Source organism: Dolichospermum heterosporum TAC447, assembly GCF_024584745.1.
GTDB lineage: Bacteria > Cyanobacteriota > Cyanobacteriia > Cyanobacteriales > Nostocaceae > Dolichospermum > Dolichospermum heterosporum.
In genome coordinates this window covers 3,288,272-3,315,233 of the sequence record NZ_CP099464.1, presented here as the reverse complement: position 1 = coordinate 3,315,233, position 26,962 = coordinate 3,288,272, and the positions used below count along the sequence as shown (strand labels likewise).

Annotated in this window: 21 protein-coding genes and 1 pseudogene; 15 read left to right on the top strand and 7 right to left on the bottom strand. The window is 38.9% G+C overall.

What is annotated here, in order from left to right:
• Window positions 1–26: 26 nt before the first annotated feature.
• Window positions 27–1,625 (bottom strand): 2,3-bisphosphoglycerate-independent phosphoglycerate mutase, encoded by a 1,599-nt coding sequence (gene gpmI, locus NG743_RS14920; protein WP_027403517.1) that lies wholly within the window; start codon window positions 1,623–1,625, stop codon window positions 27–29.
• Between the two features lie 587 nt (window positions 1,626–2,212).
• Here gpmI and NG743_RS14915 point away from each other — a divergent pair.
• From NG743_RS14915 to dacB, 10 genes are all read left to right on the top strand, one after another.
• Window positions 2,213–3,910 carry an ABC1 kinase family protein gene (locus tag NG743_RS14915; RefSeq protein WP_027403516.1) on the top strand — a complete coding sequence of 566 codons (1,698 nt, stop codon included), beginning with the start codon at window positions 2,213–2,215 and terminating at the stop codon, window positions 3,908–3,910.
• A gap of 46 nt (window positions 3,911–3,956) precedes the next feature.
• Window positions 3,957–4,337 carry a hypothetical protein gene (locus NG743_RS14910; protein WP_027403515.1) on the top strand — a complete coding sequence of 127 codons (381 nt, stop codon included), beginning with the start codon at window positions 3,957–3,959 and terminating at the stop codon, window positions 4,335–4,337.
• A 204-nt stretch (window positions 4,338–4,541) separates the two neighbouring features.
• Complete coding sequence (gene gloB / locus NG743_RS14905; RefSeq protein WP_027403514.1) at window positions 4,542–5,315, top strand: hydroxyacylglutathione hydrolase; 774 nt, start codon at window positions 4,542–4,544, stop codon at window positions 5,313–5,315.
• 147 nt (window positions 5,316–5,462) lie between these two features.
• A complete protein-coding gene (locus NG743_RS14900; RefSeq protein WP_027403513.1) occupies window positions 5,463–5,909 on the top strand; it encodes a DUF29 domain-containing protein in 447 nt (148 codons plus the stop codon).
• Between the two features lie 224 nt (window positions 5,910–6,133).
• Window positions 6,134–6,427: a hypothetical protein gene (locus tag NG743_RS14895; protein ID WP_193962267.1), complete on the top strand. Its 294-nt coding sequence runs from the start codon at window positions 6,134–6,136 to the stop codon at window positions 6,425–6,427.
• Window positions 6,420–6,578, top strand: coding sequence for a type II toxin-antitoxin system RelE/ParE family toxin (locus tag NG743_RS14890; protein ID WP_228043694.1), 159 nt, complete (start codon window positions 6,420–6,422; stop codon window positions 6,576–6,578). Before NG743_RS14895 ends, NG743_RS14890 begins: the two co-directional genes overlap by 8 nt.
• 14 nt (window positions 6,579–6,592) lie before the next feature.
• Window positions 6,593–6,709, top strand: a complete 117-nt coding sequence (locus NG743_RS14885; RefSeq protein WP_228043695.1) for a hypothetical protein — start codon at window positions 6,593–6,595, stop codon at window positions 6,707–6,709.
• 221 nt (window positions 6,710–6,930) lie between these two features.
• Window positions 6,931–7,389 (top strand): 50S ribosomal protein L9, encoded by a 459-nt coding sequence (gene rplI, locus NG743_RS14880; RefSeq protein ID WP_027403509.1) that lies wholly within the window; start codon window positions 6,931–6,933, stop codon window positions 7,387–7,389.
• 328 nt (window positions 7,390–7,717) lie between these two features.
• Window positions 7,718–10,111 (top strand): replicative DNA helicase, encoded by a 2,394-nt coding sequence (dnaB, locus tag NG743_RS14875; protein WP_193964786.1) that lies wholly within the window; start codon window positions 7,718–7,720, stop codon window positions 10,109–10,111.
• 1 nt (window position 10,112) lies between these two features.
• Window positions 10,113–11,582 carry a D-alanyl-D-alanine carboxypeptidase/D-alanyl-D-alanine endopeptidase gene (gene dacB / locus NG743_RS14870; protein ID WP_257120341.1) on the top strand — a complete coding sequence of 490 codons (1,470 nt, stop codon included), beginning with the start codon at window positions 10,113–10,115 and terminating at the stop codon, window positions 11,580–11,582.
• 162 nt (window positions 11,583–11,744) lie between these two features.
• On the opposite strand, the gene NG743_RS14865 is transcribed toward dacB, so the two are convergent.
• Window positions 11,745–12,920 carry a DNA double-strand break repair nuclease NurA gene (locus tag NG743_RS14865; RefSeq protein ID WP_257120340.1) on the bottom strand — a complete coding sequence of 392 codons (1,176 nt, stop codon included), beginning with the start codon at window positions 12,918–12,920 and terminating at the stop codon, window positions 11,745–11,747.
• 233 nt (window positions 12,921–13,153) lie between these two features.
• Between NG743_RS14865 and NG743_RS14860 the strand changes: the two genes are divergently transcribed.
• A complete protein-coding gene (locus NG743_RS14860) occupies window positions 13,154–13,798 on the top strand; it encodes a tetratricopeptide repeat protein (protein ID WP_257120339.1) in 645 nt (214 codons plus the stop codon).
• A 316-nt stretch (window positions 13,799–14,114) separates the two neighbouring features.
• Here the strand turns inward: NG743_RS14860 and NG743_RS14855 are convergent, their stop codons facing one another.
• Window positions 14,115–14,900, bottom strand: a complete 786-nt coding sequence (locus NG743_RS14855) for an HAD family hydrolase (RefSeq protein ID WP_257120338.1) — start codon at window positions 14,898–14,900, stop codon at window positions 14,115–14,117.
• Between the two features lie 220 nt (window positions 14,901–15,120).
• Here NG743_RS14855 and NG743_RS14850 point away from each other — a divergent pair, with 220 nt between their 5' ends.
• The 4 genes and pseudogenes from NG743_RS14850 (at window position 15,121) to NG743_RS14835 (ending at window position 20,153) form a co-directional block, all read left to right on the top strand.
• The gene (locus NG743_RS14850) at window positions 15,121–17,169 is read left to right on the top strand and encodes an FHA domain-containing protein (protein WP_257120336.1); all 2,049 of its coding nucleotides are present in this window, start codon (window positions 15,121–15,123) and stop codon (window positions 17,167–17,169) included.
• Window positions 17,170–17,386: 217 nt separating this feature from the next.
• Entirely contained in the window at window positions 17,387–17,836 is a 450-nt protein-coding gene (locus tag NG743_RS14845; protein WP_168466577.1) for a hypothetical protein, read from the top strand.
• Between the two features lie 380 nt (window positions 17,837–18,216).
• A complete protein-coding gene (locus NG743_RS14840; RefSeq protein WP_257120335.1) occupies window positions 18,217–18,792 on the top strand; it encodes a YHS domain-containing (seleno)protein in 576 nt (191 codons plus the stop codon).
• 401 nt (window positions 18,793–19,193) lie between these two features.
• A pseudogene (locus NG743_RS14835) lies at window positions 19,194–20,153 on the top strand (IS110 family RNA-guided transposase).
• Window positions 20,154–20,400: 247 nt separating this feature from the next.
• Here the strand turns inward: NG743_RS14835 and NG743_RS14830 are convergent.
• The 4 genes from NG743_RS14830 to NG743_RS14815 all read right to left on the bottom strand — a co-directional run bounded on the left by NG743_RS14830 (window position 20,401) and on the right by NG743_RS14815 (window position 26,952).
• Window positions 20,401–21,669: a GUN4 domain-containing protein gene (locus NG743_RS14830; protein WP_257120334.1), complete on the bottom strand. Its 1,269-nt coding sequence runs from the start codon at window positions 21,667–21,669 to the stop codon at window positions 20,401–20,403.
• A 332-nt stretch (window positions 21,670–22,001) separates the two neighbouring features.
• Window positions 22,002–23,975: a leucine-rich repeat domain-containing protein gene (locus NG743_RS14825; RefSeq protein ID WP_257120332.1), complete on the bottom strand. Its 1,974-nt coding sequence runs from the start codon at window positions 23,973–23,975 to the stop codon at window positions 22,002–22,004.
• A gap of 813 nt (window positions 23,976–24,788) precedes the next feature.
• Window positions 24,789–25,589 (bottom strand): hypothetical protein, encoded by an 801-nt coding sequence (locus NG743_RS14820; RefSeq protein ID WP_257120331.1) that lies wholly within the window; start codon window positions 25,587–25,589, stop codon window positions 24,789–24,791.
• A gap of 550 nt (window positions 25,590–26,139) precedes the next feature.
• On the bottom strand, window positions 26,140–26,952 hold the full coding sequence (locus NG743_RS14815; protein WP_257120330.1) for a S1 family peptidase: 813 nt from the start codon (window positions 26,950–26,952) through the stop codon (window positions 26,140–26,142).
• Between the last annotated feature and the right edge of the window lie 10 nt (window positions 26,953–26,962).

The following is a 26,962-nucleotide window of genomic DNA, read 5'->3' as shown; positions in this document are numbered from 1 at the left end:
CTTCTAGTCGCCAGGACTTTACGATTTTACAACCCTACTTGTACAGGAGTACGAGTTAGTTGTAAATCATATTCTGCGGCTTTAAGTAATGATCGCCCTGTCATTTCTTGTGGTTGGGATATTTGTAAAATATCCAGAATAGTCGGGGCAATATCGGCTAATTTGCCATCATTTCTTAATTCCACATTTGTTCCATATCCGGGTATTTTGGCTTTTTCGCCTTCTACCAAAATTAAAGGAACTGGGTTAGTAGTATGGGCTGTCCAAGGATGACCGCCTTCATCTAGCATATACTCAGCATTGCCATGATCAGCAGTAATAATTGCTGTACCACCTGCTTTACCAATAGCATCAATGAGACGACCTAAACATTTATCTACTGCTTCAATAGCTGTGACTGTCGCTGGAATTTGTCCTGTATGCCCTACCATGTCTGGGTTAGCATAGTTCATTACAACTAGGGAATAGATACCCTTTCTGATGGCAGCGATCGCCACATCTGTCACAGCTTGTGCTGACATCGCCGGGGTTTGATCATAAGTATCCACCATTGGACTACTGACTAATTCCCGATCTTCCCCCTTACAGGGATCTTCTAGTCCCCCATTAAAGAAATAAGTAACATGAGCGTATTTTTCAGTTTCAGCCGTTCTAAACTGTTTTAACCCGCGATTAGCGATAACTTCACCCAGAATATTACTCAGATTTTGCGGTGCGAAAGCCACAGAAACTGGCAATTCTGGATCATACTGGGTAAAAGTTACAAAAGAAAGTGGTTGAATTGGCTGTCTTTCAAAACCGTTAAAAGTTTGACTAACAAAGGCTTGAGTTAGTTCTCTAGCGCGGTCGGGGCGGAAATTGAAAAATATCACCCCATCACCAGATTCTACCGCGCCCGGTTGCAACCGGACTGGGAGAACAAACTCATCGGTTACACCTTTCGCGTAAGCTGCTTGCAATACCTCTACAGCCGTGAGTCCATTGCCCGCATTATCTGTTGTTATTACATCGTAGGCGCGTTGGACTCGATCCCAACGGTTATCACGATCCATTGCATAAAAGCGACCACTAATAGTAGTGATTCCACCGATGCCAACATGATCTATATAGTCTTCCAACTGCTGGATGACTTGGATAGCATCTGTCGGTTTGGTGTCACGACCATCAGTAATGGCGTGAATACAAACTTGTGAAAGTTGCTGTTCCTTCGCTAAATCAAGTAATCCAAATAGATGAGTAATATGGGAATGCACCCCCCCATCAGAACAAAGCCCCACTAGATGTAACTTGCCATTAGCAGAACGGACTTCCTGGCAAATTTTGACAAGGGCTGGGTTTGCGGCTAAAGAACCGTCTTCTACAGCATCTGAGATCCGTACCAATTCTTGGGGTACGACTCGACCAGCGCCAATGTTCAAATGACCAACTTCCGAGTTGCCCATTTGACCTTCTGGCAACCCTACGGCTTTTCCTGATGTGCGAATGAGGGTGTGGGGATAGACTGCCCATAAACTGTCCATAATCGGAGTTTTGGCAGCGGCAATCGCGTTTCCTCGCGTTTCCTCACAGTAGCCCCATCCATCTAGAATGACTAGCACCACAGGAGCAACAGGTGCTTTGGTCATAGTAAAATCGCCCTTTACTTTTTGTAATACTCGAATGATACCATTGCTAACCAATTATGGAGTTTAAATTCAGCAGGAAAAAATCTTAAATTCCAAATTTTGTTGACCTACTGATACCAAATATTTGAGACAACGCTTGCGAAATGCCATTTAAGTTTTATAGTTTTAGCGATCGCTTGGGGTTTTCTCCGCCTCTGAATGGATTGTGTTAATATTGACAGAGGTAGCACTGAAATTAAGCTCTGCCTTCAGTCCCTGTGGTGCAACTTCTGAGAGTCAAGTATCCCGTGCAGCGGTACAAACTATGGGATTGGGGTCTTGTGTTAGTTGTTGACGAATATCGGGGTCTTAAGAAAAGATAAAATACCTCAAATACACACAAAAAGTTTGTACTTTTATAAAGTATAATTAAGAAAAAGATAAATAAATCTAGCTAAAATAGGCTTATTTCCGCACCTATTGCGCCTAGATCCGGTTAAAGTTTCTTTCTAAACTAAAAAGTACCATTTTCTTGTGCCAACAACTAAGTTAGCATTCAGGATCAAAGCGACGATGTAAAATTCCCTGTTGAAGAGGCAAATAAAGGCGTGGGTCAGTATCAATCTGATGAATTAAAGCAGTATAATCCAGAGGCACTGCCCTGGGCGAGCGGAGCGAACGCTCGTTACTTTCGTTACCGTCCTTGGTTAGTCTGGGGACGACTACTGAGAATAATCTGGTCTTTTGCCGGATTTATATTCAGTCTCAAATGGGACGACTGGCAAGACCAGGTGGAGGAAAATCAGGGGAAACGCGCTACCCAGTTGCGAACCCTACTCACCAATCTAGGTCCGACATTTATTAAAGTCGGTCAAGCCCTCTCGACTCGTCCCGACTTAATCCGCAAGGACTTCTTAGCAGAACTAATCAAGTTACAAGACCAGTTACCACCTTTTGATAATGATCTGGCATATCAGATTATTGAAACAGAATTAAATCGCTCAATTGGCGAAATCTTTCGGGAACTTTCCCCTCAACCCGTAGCAGCAGCTAGTTTGGGTCAAGTCTACCGGGGTCGGTTACTCAGTGGCGAGGAAGTGGCAGTTAAAGTACAACGCCCTAACCTCCGCCCATTACTGATAAAAGACCTATATCTCATGCGTTGGGTTGCCAGTTGGCTTGCTCCCTGGCTACCCCTGAATCTCGGTCACGATTTAACTTTAATTGTGGACGAGTTTGGCACAAAGCTATTTGAGGAAATTGATTATATCAATGAAGGTCGCAATGCGGAAAAATTTGCCCATAACTTCCGTGATGACCCCCAGGTAAAAATTCCCTGTATTTACTGGAATTATACCAGCACTCATGTTTTAACTCTAGAATGGATCAACGGTTTTAAACTCACAGATACTGAAAAGATTCAATCTGTTGGTTTAGACCCAGGAGCCATCATTCAAATAGGTGTAACTACTGGTTTACAACAACTATTAGAGCATGGGTTTTTTCATGCCGATCCTCATCCGGGAAATTTGTTCGCTATGCCCGATGGTCGCATGGCTTACATTGATTTTGGCATGATGGATCAATTGGAGGAAACCACTAAGGAAAGTTTAGTTGATGCTTTAGTACATTTGGTAAATAAGGATTACGTCGATTTAGCGGAAGATTTTGTCAAATTAGGCTTTTTGGCACCAAATACTAATATTACCCCTATTGTTCCCGCATTAGAAGCAGTATTAGGAAATGCTATTGGTAAAAATGTCCAAGATTTCAACTTCAAAACCATTACCGATGAGTTCTCGGAATTGATGTATGAATATCCTTTCCGTGTGCCAGCAAAGTTTGCTTTGATTATTCGTTCTTTGGTGACACAAGAAGGGATTGCCCTCAGTCTTAACCCTAATTTCAAAATTGTGGAAGTGGGTTATCCCTATATCGCTCGGCGGTTATTAAATGGGGAATCTCCCGCATTACGGCGACGGCTATTGAATGTGTTGTTTAAAGATGGTAAATTTCAATGGCAAAGGTTAGAAAATCTGATTAAGATTGCTCGCACCGATAGCCATTTTGATGTTTTACCAACGGCGAAAATGGGGTTGGAATTCATCCTTTCCGAAGAGGGTAAATTTCTCCGTCGTCAGTTGGTCTTAGCTATCACTGAAGATGACCGTTTGCACACAGAAGAAGTCCAACGTCTGTGGGATTTGGTCAAGGATGATTTACCACCAAATCGTTTACTTAATGTCGCCATTAGCCTGTTGACCGAGTTCTCAAAAGAAGGTGTAGCAGCTATTTTAGCTAAATAATCTGTTACCAAATAAAAACGAATTTTAATAACAACCAGGAGTTTGAATGTACTATTACCCTCTGCAACCGCCTTACTTTTTACTATTAGTTGGTTTTTTCACGGCTTTAACTTCTGGGTTAGCTTTGTCTGGGACATTAAAGGTAATTGTCCAGCAATGGCCACAAGATAAATCTCCTAAGGAAAAGACTAATACCCGTTCTTTTTATAAACAATTGTTAGTGCCATTTATTGGTATTACTGGTGGTTCTTGCTTATTTCTTTGTTCTGGTTTCGAGATATTTGGTTTTCCTACGGGCATGGCTTTAAGTATAGGTTTACCACTGAGTCTGTTAACTTGCTTCTTTGTTTGGCGGCAGTTGGGAGGTTTACTCGATTATGTTAAGAGGGAAGGAATGCAATCTTTAGATTTAGATTCTTGGTCTTAGCCATATCATTAGGGCGCAGACCCTGCGCCCCTACATTAATTAAATATATTGTCTGAATTAGGATTAACAGGATGAAGAAATAAATTGTCTGAATCAGGATGTCCAGGATTTAATGATTAACAGGATGAAAATAGATATCTTATTACCAATTACCAATTACCAATTACCAATTACCAATCATAATTTTTATAGGGAGAAAAGCTAATGCAAATCATTCGTTTGCCGGTACTTGCTGACAATTATATATTTTTACTGCATGATCCAGTGCGGAATATTGCGGCTGTTGTTGATCCGGCGGAAGCACAACCAGTTTTAGATGAATTGAGAAAAATTAATGCTCAGTTAGTGGCAATTTTTAATACCCATCATCATGGTGATCATGTGGGTGGGAATACACAATTAATGAAAGCATTTCCTGATGTGAAAGTTTATGGAGGTGCGGAAGACAGGGGGAGGATTCCGGGACAACAGGTATTTTTACAGGAAGGCGATCGCATCCAATTTAGCGATCGCACTGCTAATATATTCTTTGTACCTGGACATACTCGCGCTCACATTGCTTACTATTTCCCCCCAGCAAGTCCAGGAGAGCCTGGAGAATTGTTCTGTGGTGATACATTGTTTGCGGGGGGTTGCGGTCGTTTATTTGAAGGTACACCGGGGCAAATGGTAGATTCTTTAAGTAAACTCCGGTCCTTACCTGATCATACTCGCGTCTGGTGCGCCCATGAATACACTTTAAGTAATTTGCGATTTGCTGTAACTGTAGATGCTGAAAATGCAGATTTACAAAAACGCTACCAAGATGTTAAAGCTCAACGGGATAAATTAGAACCGACAGTTCCATCAATTTTAGGAGTTGAAAAACTCACCAATCCTTTTTTACGTTGGGAAGAACCATCTCTACAAGCAACAGCAAAGAGTGATAATGGAATCCAAACCTTTGCCCGAATTCGCGGAATGAAGGATAATTTTTAATTATTTTGATAATTTTTGTAGGGGTGGGTTTTCCCCCATCCTCGATTGTATTATATCCAAACGATAACTATATTAAAAATTAGCGATAGAATAAAGATAATTCTTATCAATATGTTAAAAAAGTCAAGTCAGCAGTAGATAAACTTTATGAATAAGACATCAGTAAAAAATCTCTACGATCAAGATTTTTATCTTTGGGTTGAGGATACCGTTAGTAAGTTAAAAGCAAGAGACAATGAGCATTTAGATTGGGATAATTTAATTGAAGAGGTGGAATCTTTGGGTAAAAGTCAGCGCAAAACAGTGCGGAGTTTTCTGGTGCGCTTATTAGAACATTTATTAAAGCGGTGTTATGTACCAATGTCCGACTGTTATCGGGGTTGGGAAATTGAAATCAGGAATTTTCGGCAACGGTTACAAATTGAATTAGAAGATTCACCGAGTTTGAAAGGTTTTGTTTTAGAAGTTCTGGACAAAAGCTATGAAATGGCTTTAGAAAATGTGAGAGATGGTTATCCTGATGTTTATTTTTCTGATATTTCTCCATTTCCTAGTAATATAGATGCTTTGTTAAATGAGAAGTTTTGGGGGTGATTTACATTGTAATATTGTAATTGTCATTTATCAATTTTCTTATAATTTACTTAGAAAAGTAAATTTATATTCATCTTATTAAGAGGTGTAAAAACATGACTGAAACTAAATCTCATAAAGTGGTACGTCGAGGCAGATTATTTCCTGAAATTCAGTGGACAGAAGACAGAATAAATCTATATAGAAGATACAGTACAATGTAAATAGCTTTACCCATGATTTCTATGACATTAACAGAAATTTTATCCTCACTACAAAAATTATCTCACCAAGAAAAAATCAAAGCCATTCAATTTTTAGCCACAGAATTAGCTCAAGAAGTGCAAAATTTAGCAACAGAATCACTTGAGTATGGTGAGATAGATACAGAATTAAATTTTCAGCGTCTTAGTCAAAAAGACATGATTGAAGAAAGCAAATCTGCTTTAGAAACCTACCGTCGTACAGGTTCAGGAGTCAAACATGAACAAGTCCAAAAATGGGCAAATAGTTTAACAATTCATAACAATAATGTCTGAGATAGTTTGGACGGAAACTGCTACGAATGACTTAAATCGTCATTATGATTTTATAGCACTTAGTAATGCTGATGCAGCAGTCCGCGCAGTACAAGCAATTGTTTCTTCAGGGGAAGTCTACAACAAAATCCTCGTCGCGGTGGGATTGTAGATGAAATAGTAGGATTGCGAAAGCTTGTAGTTGCTTTTGGTAAGTATGGATTTATAATTCACTACGTTATTCTTGAGGATGATGTAATTATTTTACGTATATATCATGGACGAGAGAATAGACCTATTTAGTTAATTGCAAGATTGCAAGTGTTAGCTTACGCTTTCCTGTATCTGTGGAAAATATTGCTTTTTTTAAATTTCTAGCATTTAGAGTTGCGATCGCTCCCCAAATTTCGCTACAATGTCGAGGCTGTGGGTACGTTAAAAGTCGCTGAGGATCAAGCTACACTTTTATGAGCCACCCTGCGACACCCAAATAACTAAGATTTTACCAAGAAAAGCGAAAAACAATGGCGAAACGTGTGCAATTAGTTTTAACAAAAGACGTTACCAAGCTGGGAAAACTCGGCGATTTGGTAGAAGTAGCTCCCGGTTATGCTCGTAACTACCTCATTCCCCAGAGTTTAGCCGCTCGTGCTACACCTGGATTACTCAAACAAGTAGAACGCAGACGCGAGAAAGAATATCAAAGACAATTAGAACTCAAACAACAAGCAACTGAGCAAAAAACAGCTTTAGAAAATATTGCTGGTTTAAAAATTGCCAAGCAAGTTGGGGAAAATGAAGCTATTTTCGGTACTGTTACTACTCAAGATGTAGCAGATGCTATTAAAGCCGCAGCTAGTCTAGAAATAGATCGTCGTGGTATTACCATTCCCGATATCAGCCAATTGGGTACTTACAAAGCTGAAATCAAACTCCATGCTGAAGTAACAGCAGAAATTAACATTGAAGTCGTCTCTAACTAATACAATTTTGGATTTTAGATTTTAGATTTTAGATTGACTTGAGCAACTCAGCCAACAGCCTGTCAGTTTTGGATTTTAGATTTTAGATTAGCAACTAAGCCAAGACCTTGTAAATTTTGGATTTTAGACGTATCCTCAAATAAACTTGGCGGATGCGAACATTTTTGGATTTTCAATCTTTAATCCAAAATCCAAAATTTAAAATCTAAAATTCGGATGCGGACATTTTTGAATTTTCAATCTTTAATCCAAAATTTAAAATCTAAAATTCGGATATTGGTTTTGGATGATGAAATAAAAATCCAAAATCGCCAACATTTAAAATTTTATGGCTGAAGAACTAAGTTTTCAGGGTGACGGTAGTAATCGTTTACCACCTCAAAACATCGAAGCAGAAGAAGCGATTTTAGGGGGTATTCTCCTAGATCCAGAGGCAATTGGTCGAGTGAGCGATCGCCTAGTTCCCGAAGCATTTTATCTTAGCGCCCATACAACCATCTATCAAGCCGCCCTCCGTCTCCATACCCAGCAAAAACCCACAGACCTACTTTCCATCACCAGTTGGTTAACAGACAACGATCAATTAACCCAAATTGGCGGCAGAAACAAACTAGCAACATTAGTAGACCGCACAGTTTCCGCAGTCAACATTGATGCCTTAGCAGGGTTAGTCATGGAAAAATACCTGCGTCGGCAATTAATCAAAGCTGGGAATGAAATTGTCCATCTTGGTTTTGAAACAGAAACAGAATTACCAATTGTTCTGGACAATGCCGAACAAAAAGTTTTTAACGTCACCCAACAAAAAACCCAATCAGGATTAGTTCATATTGGCGACACTTTAATTAATACTTTTCAAGATATTGAAACTCGTCATCAAGGTATTGCATTACCGGGGATACCTTGTGGTTTTTATGATTTAGATGCCATGACTAGCGGTTTTCAGCGTTCTGATTTAATTATCGTCGCTGGGAGGCCGTCAATGGGAAAATGTCTCAGTTATGATTCAGAAATCGTTTTAGCAGATGGACAAATTGCCACAATTGAAGAATTATATCAGCAACGGCAAGGTTCATTATTAACATTAAATGATGATTGGAAATTTACCTTTACCCAACCATCTGCATTTGTAGATGATGGAATTAAACCAGTTTTCCGCATCACAACTCGCTTAGGTCGGGCAATTGAAACCACAATTACTCACCCATTTTTAACTATTAAAGGTTGGCAAAGATTAGAAAATTTACAAGTAGGAAATAAGATTGCCATCCCTCGTAAAATAGATGTGTTTGGAACAGAAACTATCCGCGAGTGTGAAGTCAAATTATTAGCTGATTCTCTTGAAAAGAGTGATACTAAAACCGTCCCAAACATTGTCTTTAAATTAGAAAAATTACAATTATCATTGTTTCTAAATCGTCTATTTGCCACTGATGGTTGGGCTACAGTACTTAATAGTGGTCAATCACAATTAGGTTATTGTACAGTCAGCGAAAAATTAGCAAGACAAATTCAACATCTGTTGTTAAGATTTGGTATTATTGCTGCTTTGAAAAAGCGGTCTGTGAAATATAATAATACCCGTAGACCAGCATGGCAATTAGATATTACTGATGCTTTATCTATCAAAAACTTCATTGCAGAAATTGGCATTTTTGGCAAAGAAGCAGCATTAGCAAAAGTTACAGCAGCAATATCTCAAAAAAGATATAAAACTAATCGTGACTTAATACCTGTAGAAATTTGGGAACAGATAGCAGCCGCTAAAGGTAGCGAAACTTGGAGTAGTTTAGCTAAACGGGCTGGAATTAAAAGTTATACAAATATTCATGTCGGTAAAAGGGCATTAACACGAGAAAGATTATGGATTTTGTCCACTACCTTAGACAACTTACCACTTCAGCAATTAGCCAATAGTGATGTATATTGGGATGAAATTATTTCTATTGAATCAGTTGGTAATAAACAAGTTTATGATTTGACAATACCTAAAACACACAATTTTGTTGCTAATGATATTTGTGTTCACAATACCGCCTTTTGTCTTAACCTAGCTCATAACATTGCAGCCGGTTATCAATTAGCAGTTGCAGTTTTTAGTTTAGAAATGTCCAAAGAACAACTAGTACAAAGACTATTAGCTAGTGAAGCCGGAATTGAAAGTAGTTATCTAAGAAGTGGCCGGATTAGTCAAACCCAATGGGAACCTTTAAGCCGTGCCATTGATAAACTCTCAGACACGCCAATTTTTATTGATGATACGGCAAATATTACAGTCACACAAATGCGAAGTCAAGCGCGACGATTGCAAGCCGAACAAACTAAAGACTTAGGATTAATAGTAATTGATTACTTGCAATTAATGGAAGGTAGTAGTGATAATCGTGTCCAAGAATTATCGAGAATTACCCGTTCTTTAAAAGGTTTAGCGAGAGAATTATCTGTACCCATAATTGCCTTATCACAATTAAGTCGCGGAGTAGAAGCAAGAACCAATAAACGCCCAATGTTATCTGATTTGAGAGAATCGGGTTCAATTGAACAAGATGCGGATATAGTAATGATGTTATACCGTGATGAATATTATTCACCAGATACCCCAGATAGAGGAATTGCCGAAGTAATAATCGCTAAACATCGGAACGGACCAACAGGAACAATTAAACTATTATTTGATCCACAATTTACAAAGTTTAAAAATCTAGCTAAACCAAGTTGGTAATATGTCAAAAAAGAATTATTTCAGCTTGATATTACTATTTGTTTCTATTAATATTGGTAGTATTCAAAAAATAGCTAAGGCACAAACACCAGTTCCAGAAGTTACGAATATAAAATCAATTTGTCCTGCTCAATTATCATCTGCTATTAATACTATTATCAATCATCCTCAATTTAGTCGAGTCCGTTGGGGGATTTTAATTAAACCATTATCATCAGAAAAGATTCTTTATAGTCAAGATAGCCAAAAATATTTTATTCCTGCTTCTAATATGAAGCTATTTACTACAGCAGCAGCATTACAACAATTAGGGGCAGATTTTCGGATTCGTACTTCTATTTATGATGATGGTAATGGTGTTTTGCGTGTCGTGGGAAGGGGAGATCCTAGTTTCAAAAATGCTCAATTAACAATATTATCGAAACAACTATATAAGCAGGGAATTAGGCAAATTAATCAGTTAATTGCTGATGATAGTTATTGGCAAGGTGAAGTAGTTAATCCTAGTTGGGAATGGGAAGACATTCAAGCTGATTATGGCGCACCAATTAACAGTTTTATTCTTAATGAAAATGCTACTGTATTAACTTTTTTACCACAAACTATTGGAGAACCATTAAAATTAAAATGGACAGAACCAACAGAAGCATATCGGTGGAAAATCGAAAATAATTCCGTCACTACTGAAGCCGATAAACCCAGTTTTATAGAAGTAAATCGTGACTTAAAAGGACAAATTCTGCGAATCAAAGGACAATTGGCTATAAATTCCCAGCCAGAGATTACAGGTTTAGCCGTATTTGATCCAGTTGCTAATTTTATCAGACAATTTCGCCAAAATTTATCTAGACAGGGAATCACTGTTAAAGAAACTGTCAGTAATAATCTTAGTCAAAATCAACAAGAAAAAGAAATAGCCGCAGTAGAATCTCCACCTTTATCGGAATTATTACTAGAGACAAATATGAATAGTAATAATTTATATGCTGAGGCTTTACTCAGAAGTTTAGCTATTAAGAAACCAGCAGAAAAAAATCAAAATACGGCTGATGTCGGATTACAAGTTGTCAGAGAAACTTTAACTCAATTAGAAGTTGCACCAGCAGGTTATGTCATTGTAGATGGTTCTGGTTTATCTCGGAAAAATTTAACGACTCCAGCAGCATTGGTACAACTTTTACAAGGAATTGGTAAATCACCTCAAGCAGCAGTTTTTCGGGCTTCTTTACCTATTTCTGGTGTCAAAGGTAGTCTAAAAAATCGGTTTCTTAATACTGCGGCTGCGGGAATAGTGCAAGCAAAAACAGGTTCAATGACAGGAATTTCTACTCTATCTGGATATATGAACGCACCCAATTATGAACCCTTGGTTTTTAGTATTATGGTAAATCAATCTGAACAACCGGGGAAAGTCATGAGAACAGCAATAGATGAAATTGTAGTTTTATTATCTGAATTAAAGCGGTGTTAAAATAATTGAGTTGAGTAAATGACAGGACTTACGCAAAATATCTCTCAAACCCGCATTTCTCTGTGTTCTCTGTGCCTCTGTGGTTCGTTATTCCATGACTTACTTATATCTATACTTTCGCACAAAATGACCAAAAAGATAAACTCCATTTACAACCTGAGTTTAGGCAATACTGCCGCGTTTTCTTGCTTCTTTGTTGGAAATCCCGACATTTTTGATCCCAGCTTTAATCATTTGTCGTTCTAAAAGGGCAAAGAACCGGGTTCTATCACCACCCCTGACTACAGCCTGATTATGCGCTTCGGCGATCGCCACAGGATAACCATACCCCTTATGTACCTGTGCCAACATTAGCCCTAGTGCTTGATCAAACATGATGGAATTTTCTGCAACCCAAGCAGGAACTTCAATCCGGGCAATTTCCGTCCCGACATGGACGTAACAAAAATAAATAATTTGCTCGTCATACAATTCTAAAATTCGGGCATTACTCCGCCATAATGGTCCTCTTTGTCCAGGTTGAAGTTGGGTGGTCATGATGGTTGTATCGCGCAAAGTATCAAATTTTTTGCAAGGTACGTATTCTAGTTGATTGGGACAATGGGTAATACAATCAGGGACAGGGTGAGGACAAGCTAAAAAGCGTAAAAAGTTGGTGGCTTCGGTGCTACGAGAGGCACTAAGATAGCCCATGAGGGGAATTTTAGCTTGTTGGAGTTGTTGCCAAGCTGTTAAAACAGGAGGTAAAATCATATCCCGTGCATCCATCGGTAACTGATCTAAAAACCAGTATATTAACGAACCATCTATCATTGCTAAAGTGGGAGATTCTGTCTTTACACTGCAAGCCAGTTCCGCTAATACTGTAGCCTCGGAAGCGGTACGCCGATAACCCATCCATTCATCAGTTCTAATGCCCCACTGACGCGATATATATAAATCTTCAGGGCGATAAAATACCTCCGGTAAACTATCGAGAATCGGGTGAAGATTTTGACCATAGTGCAAAACCACTCTCCCAATATTTAGTAAGTAACAATACGCAATTTCGTGATGATTTGGGGAAATTTGCGAACCATCTGTAGAAATAACAGTATGAACTTTGGGGGGAACAGGAATAGTAATGCAGGTTTCGAGAGGTTCAATGGGTGTAGCATTCGCAAAAATAATCCGATTTCGCCATTCTTCTTGACGTTTAACTAACTGTTCTTGACACTCAAAAGCTTTTTTTAAATATTGTTGTGCTAACTCCAACCGCTGATGACTTGCAGCCACCTCTGAAGTTAAATGTTGACTGAAACCTTGCATTTGTCTCGATATTTTTGTTAAATCAAGCATATTCGTTGGGTGTATTTGTGTTGATGTAAATCAATGCTATATAATTACAGCACTTCCCGATGTTATGAGGTACAAGAACCCCACCCCCAACCCCCTCCAGTATCAAAAGCTTATCCTTTTCTTCCCCCCGCTGCGGGGGGATTTAGGGGGGTGCGATGAGGGGGCTAAGATATAACTCATATAATTGGAAACTGCTGTAACAACTGTATGCTAATAATTGGGAAAATAGCGTCATGAAAAAATGGAAATTAACAATTACAACTCTCATATTAGGAACTATATTATATAGTCAAAAAGTGAGTGCTAGGAATTTAGCGAATATTTCCGATTTTAGAATAAAATCATCCCTGTTAGCACAATCTGATCTGAAAGAGGCAATAGTATATTTCCATCAGGGAATTAACCGTCATACATTTGGAGACATAAAAGGGGCTATTGAAGAATATAATAAGGCTTTACGGTTACATCCTAATTTTCCTGAAGTTTATTATAAACGAGGAATATCTCGCTATAAGTTGGGAGATTTAAAAGGGGCAATTGCAGATTATAACAAAGCAATTAGTCTTAATTCTAACTATCCTGGTATTTACAATCATCGAGGATTTACTCTTCATGATTTGGGAGATTTAAAAGGGGCAATTGCAGATTATAACAAAGCATTAAGTCTTAATCCTAATTTTCCTGAAGCTTACCAAAATCGAGGAATTTCTCGTAATAAGTTAGGTGATAAGCAGGGGGCAATTACTGATTTGAAAACAGCAGCTAATTTATTTCAACAACAAAAAAGAATTTCTAATTACCAAGAAGTAATTGATCTGATTGAGAAAATAGAAAATAGATCCCCGACTTCTCTAAGAGGATGTTTGAAAAGTTTTTAATGTATAAAGAAACCCCTCTCCAAACCTCTCCCCGAAGCGGGGAGAGGCTTTGAAACCCCCCTTCCAGCTAAAAAAAGCTTTTCTGCTTCCCTCTTTTTAGGAGAGGGCTAGGGAGAGGTAAGGAAGGGGGAAAGGGGGGTTAGGTTTCTGGAGATTATCGGTTTCATCTAATACTTTTCAAAGTAACTGTTCGCACTCCCCCCTATCTTTAACGAGAGATCAAGGGTTTCGATAATTTTAGAGGGGGGGAGTGAGTAACTGAGTAACTACCTTTCAAATACCTTCTAAGAAGTCGGGGATCTAGGTAATACATAGATTATAACCAAGTGGAAAAATCGTGATTAAAATGAGAAAGTGATATTAAATGAATACGGGAATCATTTTTCCCTGCTTCCCGTTCCGATTGAGTGTTATAACCCCAATCTGCGAGAAAAAGTTGGACATGATTTAAGTCTGATTGCTGTTGGACTAATTGTAATGTTTTTAGTCTATCTTCCACAAACCACAAACTTGCAGATTGGATATTTGCTTTCTTGATTAATTCGCGCAAGGTTTCATATTTTGGGCGTTTTATTTCTTTACCAAAAATATTTTCTGGTGGTAAATTAACTCCTTCTTGTTGTAATAATTGCTTGACAAATCGCCCTTCTTTGGTAGTGACAATATATAACTGTATTTCACTTTTAAGAGTTATTTTGAGTCTTTCTATCACACCCGGATAGAATCTATGCAGACTTAACCAACCATCTAAATCTGTCTGAATCCATTCATCTCGTAGATGATCCAATTTTGTCGAAACTGCTTTTGCTTCTAGATTGTCTGCTGCTAAGATTTGGGGAGTGATGTTTGTCCATGATTGGAGAATTTGATCATCAGAAAACCCCTCAATTAAGGCTTTAATTAAAACGGGCATTTCCCAACCTGTTTCAATTACAGGACGTAAGCGATAGAATCTCAAAGCTAAATCATCCGGTGGTGTGTCGTTAACCGGCGACCAAATTTGACAGTAGGTACGCCATGCTACCTCAAAATATTCAATTAGTCCATCGCAAACCACTCCATCAAAGTCTAAAGCCAAAATCGTCGGACTATTTGCTGTCATTGTTCTGAGGGTAAAAACTGCTTTTGTTAGCTTACCGCATCTTAATCTCTGGATATGTAGCGATTAATCTATGAAATAGGGAATAAAAAATAAAGTTTTTTTAAGGTTTTTTCGGTATTTTTATGGAAATAGGGGAAAATATTGATGTATTAATAGTATCAATTGACTCAAACCGAGTCAGACCATCAGATATTAAGGTGTAAATAGGAGCATCAAAACCATGCAAATCAAGCTGATTTCTGAAAATAAACTGACAGAGGAGCAGGAAGAACAGGTTTTTACCCTGCCGGTAGCTATCGGACGAGATATAACTCAACTTCCTGCCGTCCTCAATGGTGAAACGGTGTCTCCTGTAGTTTTATTGGACTCTAATAAGCAAATTTCTCGGTTTCATGCTCAAATTACCTTAGAAAACAATCAGCTTTATGTAGAAGACAAGAGCGCCAATGGGACTGAAGTTAACGGTGAAAAGCTACTTAAACAACGTCGGACTTTAAACAGTAGGGATAGACTGGCAATAGGTAATCATACCATTACCGTTATTCTCATTCGATCTGAGGATGAGAATGCTACCGTTGTACTGGAAAATAATTCCACAATTTTTAACCCCCAATCTGAGATTATTCCTGTATCTAGGGTGCGGAAATTACCAGATTCTCAATCATCCATCATTTTTAACCCTTATACGGATGCTTTAGAACAGCAAACTCCCGACGCTGTACTTACTCAACCTGCGGGTTTTCCCTATAATCTCAACTTTTGGAATGCAGAAAAGGTTTCCCCGGAAGCTATTCGTCGCAGTGGTATTTTAGTCAGAGAAACAGAATATGTTGCCTGTGGAGGAGGAATGGGTAGTTTTGTTTGGGTGGATATGTTGAGAATTGCGGGAGTTAAACCAGAAAATATTAAAGTTTTGAGTGTTCAAGATAAACCTTATAAACGCTATGAAAGCTTACTAAAAAATTGTCAAATTCCCCGACATAAACGAATTCGTTCGGGTTCAGATTCCTGTCCTGATAATATTTGGGGGTGGCCAGGATATGCTTTAAGAGATGCTTGGAGAGCCTTCTTTTCTGGACAAGTTGGTGCAGCTTTAGGATTTTTGTGGCAAGTTTTTGCTGAACCTGTTTATGCAGATACCTACACCCCTCGTGGCAAAGATGTATTTGAGTCAATGGACCGGGAGAGCGATCGCATTGGTTGGGGTAAAATGTTAGAATATGGCAGTATTCGTAGTCTACGACAAACAGAAGATGGGCGTTATTGTATTGCCTATTCTACTTCCAACCAAGAAGACGGAAATCACCAATTTTTATTAGCTAAATATGTCCATCTCTGCACAGGTTATCCAGCAATTAAATTACTAGAAGACCTAGAACAATATCGTCAACAATATCCTGAAGAAACAGGAAATAAGAGAACTGTAGTTCAAGGTTATGAACCCCATGATCATATTTACCAACAATTAGAAAAAAAGGGCGGTACTATTGTCCTTCGAGGGTCGGGAATTGTGGCTTCACAAATATTAGAAAGGCTGTATGAAGCCCGGAAAATGCAAGGGAATATTCAGGTAATTCATTTAAACCGAGAACCGCGCAAAGGTAATCAATTTGAGCAAGCTAAACGCTATGTAGAAAATGATTGGGAATTTCAACCTTTTAACTGGCCAAAAGGAACTTGGGGGGGTGATATGCGGACAATGTTAGAAGCTGCTGACCCGTTAAGACGAAGGGAATTATTACAGGGTTGGGGGGGAACAACCACAGCCAGTCGCAAAAAATGGCGCGACATTATTCGTCAAGGAATAGCCCAGAAATGGTATGAAATTCGTTATGGTGTAGTCACCAAACTAGAACGTAATTCCCAAGGTCAAGTTATTACTCATGTAGTCACTAACAAAGGTCAAAAAACCCTAACTGCTGATTTTGTTATTGACTGTACAGGATTGATTTCCAATCCTTTAGAAAGTCCATTTTTAAAAGACCTAATACTGCATTACGATTTAGAACTAAACCCACAAGGACGTTTTCATGTAGAAAACAACTTTGAAATCAAAAAACTGCGAAATAATCGTTCTCGCATATATGGGGCAGGAATTATCACATTAGGCGGTCCCTACGCCCCCGTAGACACATTTTTAGGACTACAATATGCTGCCCATCGTTCTATGGAAGCATTGGCGGCTGCAAAAGCTCCAGGAGTCCGCTATATTCAGGGAATTTATTCCCTTTGGCAATGGCTAAAATGGGCATTGAATCAAAAGCCTTAATTTAGAGGATGTTTTAAAAGTATTAGATGAAACCGATAATCTCCAAAAACCTAACCCCCCTGCCCCCTTCCCTACGTTAGCGCAGCGTGCCGAAGGCTGGGAAGGGGGTTTTCAAAGCCTCTCCCCGCTTCGGGGAGAGGTTTGGAGAGGGGTCTGTTTATACATTAAAAACTTTTCAAACACCCTCTTACACATATTATAGGATAATAAAATCATCATGACTCCAACTTTATTCGGACGCTGGCAAACACGAATTTTTTTGTTAGCAACGGTGGGAATGTTAGTTTCTCTGCTTTTTTATGGGGGATATTTAGGCATTGCCTCTAACTTAGTTTACTTTTGGGTCGTCTTTTATGTGGGTTTATTTGGCATTGCCTGGGATATCCTATATGATTTTCTGCAAAAATATCTCTGGGACCATGACTGGCCTGGAGTATTTCAACTTTGTGCAGGAGTTATAGAAGGGGTATTTCTAGGTTTAATAATTGCCAATATCGGTTTACCGCATATTCCTAAAAGTGAATTTGATTTCATCAGATTTACTCAACATTATGGTTTAGTTTGGTTAGCCGTTTATTTATCTGCTTGGGTAGTCATGCGGTTATTATTTCCCCGGTGGCGTTTTCGCGGTGGAGAATGGATTGGTAAATGGCCGAGAATTTCTTAGGGATTTATTCTTGCCACTTTTCCATAATTCTATTTAACATCTGTTCAAAAAATTCCCTCTTGAGGAAACCGGAATTTACCCCCCTTAGTCCCCCCTTGCAAAGGGGGGAAACCGGAATCTAGTCCTCTCACCTTGATAATGGGGGAAACTGGAATTTAGTCCCCTCCCAATACTGTTCGGTTAAGACTAAAAAACAAAAATACGTAGGTTGGGTTGAGGAACGAAACCCAACATTTTCAATGATTTTTTGGTTTTATACAATAGGTTGTTTACGTGGAAATTTTCGTTAACCGAACAGTATTGAGTCCCCTCCCCTTTGCAAGGGGAGGGTTAGGGTGGGGTAAGAACCTGATATTGTCCTAAAACAAATAAACATTTTTATGAATCACCAGAACTTTCTCGCTTTCATCACATCCTCAATATTCATAGTAGGATTAGCTTCAGGTTGTAGTGCTGATTCTACCAACGCAACCCTAACTTCCAGCCTTAAACCCGCTGCCAATGGTAATTTCGATTCAAATGCTATTCAAGGGCAAAATACCCCGGTTAATACCCCTTTAAAGCTGGCTGGTAAGGTGTTTAATGTCCAAGACTCTTTTGTTTTAAAAGGTTTTGATGCTGTAGCCTATTTTCAACAAGGAAAGGCCATTGCGGGTAATGATAATTTCACCTATAAATGGCAGAATGTAAATTGGCGATTTTCTACAGCCGAAAACCGCAACTTATTTATTAAAAATCCTGAAAAATACGCTCCTCAATATGGAGGATTTTGTGCTTGGGCTGTCAGTAGAGGATATACTGCACCTATTGACCCTAATGCGTGGAAAATTGTCAACGGTAAGTTGTACTTAAATGTTAATTTGGACACTCAAAAACGCTGGGAAAAGGACATTCCTGGAAATATTCAAAAAGCTGATCAAAATTGGCCTGGTATAGCCAAAAAAATTCGCCGTTAATGAGTACAAGTAGGTCGGGTTAAGCGACAGCGCAACCCGACGTTCATGTTGGGTTTCATGCTTCAACCCAACCATTCAGCTTTATCTATTTTTTGTAGGTCGGGTTAAGCGACAGCGTAACCCGACGTTTATCTTGGGTTTCGTACCTCAACCCAACCTTGTATCTTAGAGGTATGTTAGAAGAAGTGGTAGACCGTCCCAACCTGGGTCAGAAAAGACCGCTTTGTAGCAAGGATCACCACAACAATCTCCATGACAGAACTCGAACAGTCGCCTGGGGTAAAAACTATGAACAAAGACATAGATAATATAGCCCGTATCGTGCAAGGATGAGTGAAATCAAGGGGATGAATAAAAACAAAACAAATTAAAAAGAAGTAATTGAAATTGGAGAGTTAAAAATGGATTATATCTCCCAATGGGTAGGCATTGACGTAAGTAAAGCAACACTTGATGTTTATATCCGTCCAATGGGTAAAGCATTTCAATTTGCTAATACTGAAACAGAAATAGCTAATCTAGTTAAGCAACTTCAATCTAACGATTTAAACCTAATCGTACTGGAAGCAACAGGAGGACTAGAAACAGAATTAATCATTCAATTGCAAGCGGCTCTTTTACCAGTAGCATTAATCAATCCTCGTCAGGGAAGAGACTTTGCTAAAGCTACAGGTAAGTTAGCCAAAACCGATGCCATTGATGCACAGATTTTGGCGCATTTCGGTGAAGCAATGAAACCGGAGGTGTTAGCAATCGAAAGTGAAATGTCACGTCAATTAGGCGAATTAATTAGTCGCCGAAGACAATTAGTAGAAATGTCTACAGCGGAAAAGAATCGCCGTGACCGCGCTCGTGGTAAAGCTTTGACAGATATTGAATCCCATATTGATTATCTTGAGCAACATCTTCAACAACTCAATCAAGAAATTGAGACGTTGACCCAAAATAATCAATAATGGATTGATAAAGTCAATCTACTCAAAACTACTCCTGGCATTGGTCAAGTAATTTCTACCACTTTAGTTTCTGACTTACCAGAATTAGGTCAATTAACTGCCAAACAAATCTCTCGCTTAGTTGGTGTTGCACCAATTAATCATGATAGTGGTCAGCACAAAGGTAAGCGCATGATTAATGGTGGTCGCGCCCATGTTCGTGCCATTCTTTATATGGGTGCTGTTGTTGCCATGCGTCATAATCCTGTTATCAAAACTTTTTATGAGCGCTTGGTTGAACGTGGTAAACCCAAAAAATTGGCCATTACTGCTTGCGTTCATAAAATGTTAGTTATTTTAAATGCGATGATTCGAGATCATCTTCCTTGGTCTATTTCTCAAGACTCACAACCAATTTCTGCATAAAGTTCTACTGTCGTTTTTATACCTCCAATCTAGTTTGGTAATTTATGGCAACCTATAATTTACCTGTTTTGTTCTGTTCTGTTTTTCTCCTCTATTTTCTGACTTTTTTCCTAGACTTTAAATTTTTCCTTAACGATCGCTTGACAATCAAGACAGTCGCTACAAGCTATTAAATCCCCAAAGCCTAATAAATCGGTTGTTTATTTTTTGATAAGAAATACTTATAATCTTGTGTAACGCTTATGGGTTATAGTCTAGAGAAGAGAAAAGAGCGTCCCTCATCCTCCCCCCCCGGTACAAATAACCCATACCTAACCACCAATAACGCCGGCAGGTGTCCCGGTAGTGCATTCGTACTAAAGGTGTAACTATCGTAACTAAGCCATTCATTATTTTTTCTCCAACCAACGCGGGAGCCTAGCTTTTGAAAAGTATCCCAGTCAGGTTTTCCATCTAACTTACCACCCAACTCCAGCCAAATTTGCTTTTGTACAGAAAAGCCGAATTTGCCATTGCTATATTTTACCCATAATTGATCCATTTTTCGCAATTCCTGTCTGGGAAAATTTTTCACATCTTCAAGTCTTAACCATCCTTCCTGTTCTCGTTTAGTCAACTTTTTCATCAATTCCCAAGTTTCTAAATCTGCATCTTGCCATTTTCCTGCTTTTAACAATGATTCTAATTTCTGAAATATGACAGGTGTAGGTTTATTTGTAGGACTAGGATTATTAGGAGGGGTATTAGCTAATGTGACAGGTTTAGATTCAGTTCTAGGACTAGGATTATTACGAGGGGTATGAGCTTGGGTATTATTTTGAATATTATTTTGAATATTACTAATTAAATTGGGGAATTTTTCCGTCGGGATACCCTGAACTCCTACAATTTCAGTTCTTTGAACACCTTGAATTATAATAGACCGGGTTTCCGCCTTACCGTGAATAGCAATTAGAAGACCTTCTTCATTTAATACTGGACCTCCACTCATCCCCGGTAAAGCTGATCCATTATAGGATAATTCATACCCTTCTTGATTTTGACTCCTGCCTGTTATATCGGCTCGTATAAAACGATAATTACGCGGTTGATTTGCGGTTTCTGCCGGAAACCCTGCATAATATACCGTAGATCCTTCTTTAACTGTCCGAGAATCGGCAATTTTAGCAAGGGGATAATTTTTGGAACTGGTAAATCTGACTAAAGCTAAATCTAATTTTCCCAGAATTTGAGCTTTGTTTTCCATCGGGTATTTTTGCCCGTCATGGGTGATAATCTCATAAATGCCATATCCCGCTTTTTTCACCACATGATTGGCTGTTAGCACGGTGTAGGTATTACCATTTTTGGCAATAATTACTCCTGAACCTTTACCATCTAGTCCTCCAATCATGACGGTGATTGGTTTAGCGATATCATTAACTTGTACAGGAGTTAAGGCAGATACGGGTTGGTATTGTACTAAAGCTAGGGTTGTTGTCCCTAGAACTACGCCTAATCCCTGGGAAAATTTCATAGTCCTTTGTCTGTTATAATACTATTTTTTATAGTAGCCTTTCTTTGTACTTCACGCAAAGATGTAAGACAGACAGACAGCCAGGGAATAAATTCCCTGTCTGAAAGCTCAAGTCGGTTAAAACCGACTGGGGATTTGATTGGGTTTGCTCAATAGTAATGCACCATGATCAAGGATTATGGGTAAAATGAGGTATAAAGCGAGTCATTTATTCTTGTGCCTATATGGCTATTTAATCAATGATTCTCAGTAGGGTGTGTTAGCGACAGCGTAACGCACCATTATCAATGATTCTGTGCATTACGGATTTCATCCTAACGCACCCTACAATACTAAAACTTACAAATAGACTCTGGTTGCAGGGGACATTGTTTAGAGACAAGTGGATTTCCCTCAAGGGAAAGGATAGTCAATTTAGTCAGATTAGACAAAGGTTTGATATCGCTAATTTGATTTTCCCGAAGCCGAAGCCAAGTCAAATTAGTCAGATTAGACAAAGGTTTGATATCGCTAATTTGATTTCCCGTAAGGGAAAGGATAGTCAAATTAGTCAGATTAGTCAGATTAGACAAAGGTTTGATATCGCTAATTTGATTTCCATCAAGGGAAAGGGTAGTCAATTTAGTCAGATTAGACAAAAGATTAGACAAAGGTTTGATATCGCTAATTTGATTTTTATCAAGGTGAAGCCTAGTCAAATTAGTCAGATTAGACAAAGGTTTGATATCGCTAATTTGATTTTGCCTAAGGTAAAGGCTAGTCAATTTAGTCAGATTAGACAAAGGTTTGATATCGCTGATTTGATTTTTATCAAGGTGAAGCCTAGTCAAATTAGTCAGATTAGACAAAGGTTTGATATCGCTGATTTGATTTTTATCAAGGTGAAGCCTAGTCAAATTAGTCAGATTAGACAAAGGTTTGATATCGCTAATTTGATTTTCCACAAGGTAAAGGCTAGTCAATTTAGTCAGATTAGACAAAGGTTTGATATCGCTAATTTGATTTTTCTTAAGCCAAAGCTCAGTCAAATTAGTCAGATTAGACAAAGGTTTGATATCGCTAATTTGATTTCCCTCAAGGTAAAGCAAAGTCAAATTAGTCAGATTAGACAAAGGTTTGATATCGCTAATTTGATTTCCCTCAAGGTAAAGCAAAGTCAAATTAGTCAGATTAGACAAAAGATTAGACAAAGGTTTGATATCGCTAATTTGATTTACCGTAAGGGAAAGCAAAGTCAAATTAGTCAGATTAGACAAAGGTTTGATATCGCTAATTTGATTTTCCTCAAGGTAAAGCTCAGTCAAATTAGTCAGATTAGACAAAGGTTTGATATCGCTAATTTGATTTCCCTCAAGGGAAAGCAAAGTCAAATTAGTCAGATTAGACAAAGGTTTGATATCGCTAATTTGATTTTCCTCAAGGTAAAGCTCAGTCAAATTAGTCAGATTAGACAAAGGTTTGATATCGCTAATTTGATTTTCCTCAAGGTAAAGGCTAGTCAATTTAGTCAGCGTTTGATTAGCTTGACCACAATTTTGGGTTTTAGCAACTTGTAGTAATACTTCTACCGTTCTTCTTCTCTGTTGAGATAAATTGGCTTTTTGTTGACACCATTCTGTAAAAGTTTGAGCAATCAAATAACCTGGCCACTTTTCCGTCGGTATTCCCTGAACACCATCTCTTGCTAACGCTGATTCACTTCTGCCAAATTCAGCCTTACCATAAATACCAATTACTTCCCCCTGGTCGTTTAATATTGGTCCCCCACTCATCCCCGGTCTTGGACTCCCACTCAAAAATAAATCATATCCCAGATTTTCTCCCCTTCCTCTAGCTGTGATTTGGGATGTTAAAAAGAAGTAATTTCGCTGTTGACTATTAGAAATAGAAGGAATAGGAAATCCAGATTTATATACCGTTGCACCTTCTTTAACTGTGCGAGAATCAGCAATTTTAGCAAGGGGATAATTTTTAGAACTGGTAAATCTGACTAAGGCTAAATCTAATTTTCCCAGAATTTGAGCTTTGTTTTCCATCGGGTATTTTTGCCCGTCATGGGTGATAATCTCATAAACACCATATCCCGCTTTTTTCACCACATGATTAGCTGTTAGCACAGTGTAGGTATTACCATTTTTGTCAATAATTACTCCTGAACCCTTACCATCTAATCCTCCAATCATGACGGTGATTGGTTTAGCGATATCATTAACTTGTACAGGAGTTAAGGCAGATACGGGTTGGTATTGTACTAAAGCTAGGGTTGTTGTTCCTAGAATTACGCCTAATCCCTGGGAAAATTTCATAGTCCTTTGTCTGTTATAATACTATTTTTTATAGTAGCCTTTCTTTGTACTTCACGCAAAGATGTAAGACAGACAGACAGCCAGGGAATAAATTCCCTGTCTGAAAGCTCAAGTCGGTTAAAACCGACTGAGGATTTGATTGGGGATTTGATTGGGTTTGCTCAATAGTAATGCACCATGATCAAGGATTATGGGTAAAATGAGATTCATTTAGGTAGGGTGTGTTAGCGACAGCGTAACGCACCATTATCAATGATTATTATACATCTGAATATATCTAATAATTTATTCAAATCATTCTTCAGCAAAAAAGCACAAGTACCCTATATTCTCAATAATCTTGAGAATTTTCTCAATAAGCTAACGAAAAAAGTTAATTTCAGGGCTTGAAATTCTCAACTATTTTTTGTACAATTTTTTTAGATAAAATCTGCTTGGGCTTTTTTTTAAGAAAAGAAAAAACGTTAATTATTGTTAATGGGTTTTCAAGAAATATTATACTAGTATCCAGGACTTACGCACGCTCACTAATTTACCATGATATGAATGAAGGAAATTGCGTCGTTTTCGGCTTTGGGAATAACTTATTGAGTAGGGTGCGTCAGATAGAGGGAATCTGTTTTTTTGTCAAAATATCGTGTCTGACGCACCCTACAAGGGATAAAATTTACCTCACATATTTGGGGAATCTTGTCAATGCGTAAATCCTAGTATCTTCAAATCTGATCAAAGTTGTAGATGTAGTGGGTAATTTATGAATTACCCATAACCGATGAATTACTATTGTGCCGAAAATCTCGCTAATAACTGTCTCTACCTACGCCACTGCTCACTCCAGGCACCAGTCACCTTAAACCCACCGGGGGTAGGGGTGAATGTCAGAGAACCGTAACCGAAATTATTACAGCTTGGTCCAAAGCCATTTCCACATATATCTCCAGCGCCATACCCATTGTTTCCGCGAGTCCCCAAGTGAGAATAAGTATTCCCATTCCAATTCCCGTTCCCAAACCAGGTTGTATTTGCCTGACCAACTTTAAGCATACAGCGCAGACCTGCTCCGGGACGGCCACCACCCAAATCAGATACCCTGTATTGATCAAAATAGCCACCACAGGTTTGAGGACGGGGTAGGGGTCTATAACTAGTTGAGGAAACTGAACGCCACTCCTCATTCCAGGCACCAGTCACCTGAATCACTGTCCAGTCAGGTGTAGTTCCTCGGACTGTTAGATTACGTGGAAAATTGTTGTTGGTACACTCACCATTACCATGAAAATCCGACGCAGACCCAACCAGCATCCTACCTTCGTAAAATGCGTGTCCCAGATGGCGGTAGGTACACCCTCCCCAGGCTCCTTCCCCGTACCACGCCAGACGGGGAATACTAGCGCCGCCTGCTCCTCCTTCACTAAATTTGACGCAGCGAATCCCGGTTCCTGCCCGGTTATCTAGTGAGCGAACTACGTAAGTTTTTAGGTGGGGACCGCAAGTGAAGCTAGTAGCCTGAGTCAGATGGATAGGATTAGTATTAAATTGAGCCAGTGTAGAGGTGGTTGTTGCCAGCACACCTATAGTGCCTAAAGCAACAATCTTAACAGAGTGCATATTCATAAATTTCTCCGAAGATTTGGAAACTATTGTTTGCTTTCTATTTACGCTTTACATAGCAACGGAAAATTTTTGTCTAGTTGAACTTAGCCACCATCAGTAACCTTGGAACTTGCAAAAATTTATTATACTATACGGTATTTTTAGTCACAAATCAATGAATTATATGCCACATTCCGCACCCTGAACTGGCACAAATCAAAAAAGCCTACCAAGTCCGTAGGGTGTGTTAGCGATAGCGTAACGCACCATTATCAATGATGCGGTGCGTTACGGATTTCATCCTAACGCACCCTACAATACTACAATACTACTAGGTAGGGTGTGTTAGCGATAGCGTAACGCACTATTATCAATGATGCGGTGCGTTACGGATTTCATCCTAACGCACCCTACAATACTATATTTTTATATACAGCAGATTTGAGGTAAATGAGGTACACTATCAACAGGCAAGATGCCTGTGTTACAAGGATTTGATCATTAACATCTGTACCTCATAATCACGGAAACTGCTGTATTATATTTTTTGTTTCACCCAAAATTAGAAGCATCAAGGCTTACTTTTGGCAAACAATAATTGCTTGACTGTTTCTAAGGGAATACCCCAGCTATATTGACTTATTTGTTCTCGCTGTGCGTCCGTTGGGTAAGAACCATCTTCAAAAACATAAGGATCACCCCAAATTGGGTTAGCATGAAGTCCATTAATTCCCACTAATTCCCCCGCGCGATTCAATAGGGGTCCGCCACTCATCCCTTTTTCTACGTCATTGGTAGAGCCAATTCGGTATCCTCCCTCTAGGGCTTTATCCAATACCAATTCAATGTTACCGGGTTTAATCACAAACCCCCGATATTTGCTTTGGCTATTTTTGAGGGGAAAACCTGCGGCTATTACTCCATCTCCAATGGCGGCTTGTTGATTTGATTTGGTGGTAATCTTGTATTCTGAGTCAGCTACAAATTCTAATAAGGCTAAATCATGTCCCCTCAGTTGTTTTTTTTGCACTATAAGGTTAGCACGGTGTGTTTTTCCGTCGGGAGTTTGAATAAAATAGGGAGCTTCACCTGCTTGTAAAACATGATTATTGGTAATTACTCCATAGGTTGAGGTGAAGTGATTTTTATGATCTTTATAAAATAGTACACCAGAACCTAATGAGCGATCGCGCTTTTGTTTAGGGCTACTTAAAATCCTAACTGTGATTAAACGGGCTGCTTGTTCAAGTTGAATTTGTTCTTGGCCAGACCGCAAATTAACCATTGAAAAAGGGGGTTTTTGAACTGACGACACTGGAGTTGCCAAAGGCAAAACAGAACCAGTTAGTGCAAAAACAGCGACCATTCCTCTGCGCCAACTCATGATTTTCCCC

Excerpts from the sequence above, each read along its gene's own strand:
- gpmI (WP_027403517.1), bottom strand. The coding sequence starts at position 1,625 with ATGACCAAAGCACCTGTTGCTCCTGTGGTGCTAGTCATTCTAGATGGA.
- NG743_RS14910 (WP_027403515.1), top strand. The coding sequence starts at position 3,957 with ATGTACTATTACCCTCTGCAACCGCCTTACTTTTTACTATTAGTTGGT.
- gloB (WP_027403514.1), top strand. The coding sequence starts at position 4,542 with ATGCAAATCATTCGTTTGCCGGTACTTGCTGACAATTATATATTTTTA.
- NG743_RS14900 (WP_027403513.1), top strand. The coding sequence starts at position 5,463 with ATGAATAAGACATCAGTAAAAAATCTCTACGATCAAGATTTTTATCTT.
- NG743_RS14895 (WP_193962267.1), top strand. The coding sequence starts at position 6,134 with ATGACATTAACAGAAATTTTATCCTCACTACAAAAATTATCTCACCAA.
- NG743_RS14890 (WP_228043694.1), top strand. The coding sequence starts at position 6,420 with ATGTCTGAGATAGTTTGGACGGAAACTGCTACGAATGACTTAAATCGT.
- rplI (WP_027403509.1), top strand. The coding sequence starts at position 6,931 with ATGGCGAAACGTGTGCAATTAGTTTTAACAAAAGACGTTACCAAGCTG.
- dnaB (WP_193964786.1), top strand. The coding sequence starts at position 7,718 with ATGGCTGAAGAACTAAGTTTTCAGGGTGACGGTAGTAATCGTTTACCA.
- dacB (WP_257120341.1), top strand. The coding sequence starts at position 10,113 with ATGTCAAAAAAGAATTATTTCAGCTTGATATTACTATTTGTTTCTATT.
- NG743_RS14865 (WP_257120340.1), bottom strand. The coding sequence starts at position 12,920 with ATGCTTGATTTAACAAAAATATCGAGACAAATGCAAGGTTTCAGTCAA.
- NG743_RS14860 (WP_257120339.1), top strand. The coding sequence starts at position 13,154 with ATGAAAAAATGGAAATTAACAATTACAACTCTCATATTAGGAACTATA.
- NG743_RS14855 (WP_257120338.1), bottom strand. The coding sequence starts at position 14,900 with ATGACAGCAAATAGTCCGACGATTTTGGCTTTAGACTTTGATGGAGTG.
- NG743_RS14850 (WP_257120336.1), top strand. The coding sequence starts at position 15,121 with ATGCAAATCAAGCTGATTTCTGAAAATAAACTGACAGAGGAGCAGGAA.
- NG743_RS14845 (WP_168466577.1), top strand. The coding sequence starts at position 17,387 with ATGACTCCAACTTTATTCGGACGCTGGCAAACACGAATTTTTTTGTTA.
- NG743_RS14840 (WP_257120335.1), top strand. The coding sequence starts at position 18,217 with ATGAATCACCAGAACTTTCTCGCTTTCATCACATCCTCAATATTCATA.
- NG743_RS14830 (WP_257120334.1), bottom strand. The coding sequence starts at position 21,669 with ATGAAATTTTCCCAGGGATTAGGCGTAGTTCTAGGGACAACAACCCTA.
- NG743_RS14825 (WP_257120332.1), bottom strand. The coding sequence starts at position 23,975 with ATGAAATTTTCCCAGGGATTAGGCGTAATTCTAGGAACAACAACCCTA.
- NG743_RS14820 (WP_257120331.1), bottom strand. The coding sequence starts at position 25,589 with ATGAATATGCACTCTGTTAAGATTGTTGCTTTAGGCACTATAGGTGTG.
- NG743_RS14815 (WP_257120330.1), bottom strand. The coding sequence starts at position 26,952 with ATGAGTTGGCGCAGAGGAATGGTCGCTGTTTTTGCACTAACTGGTTCT.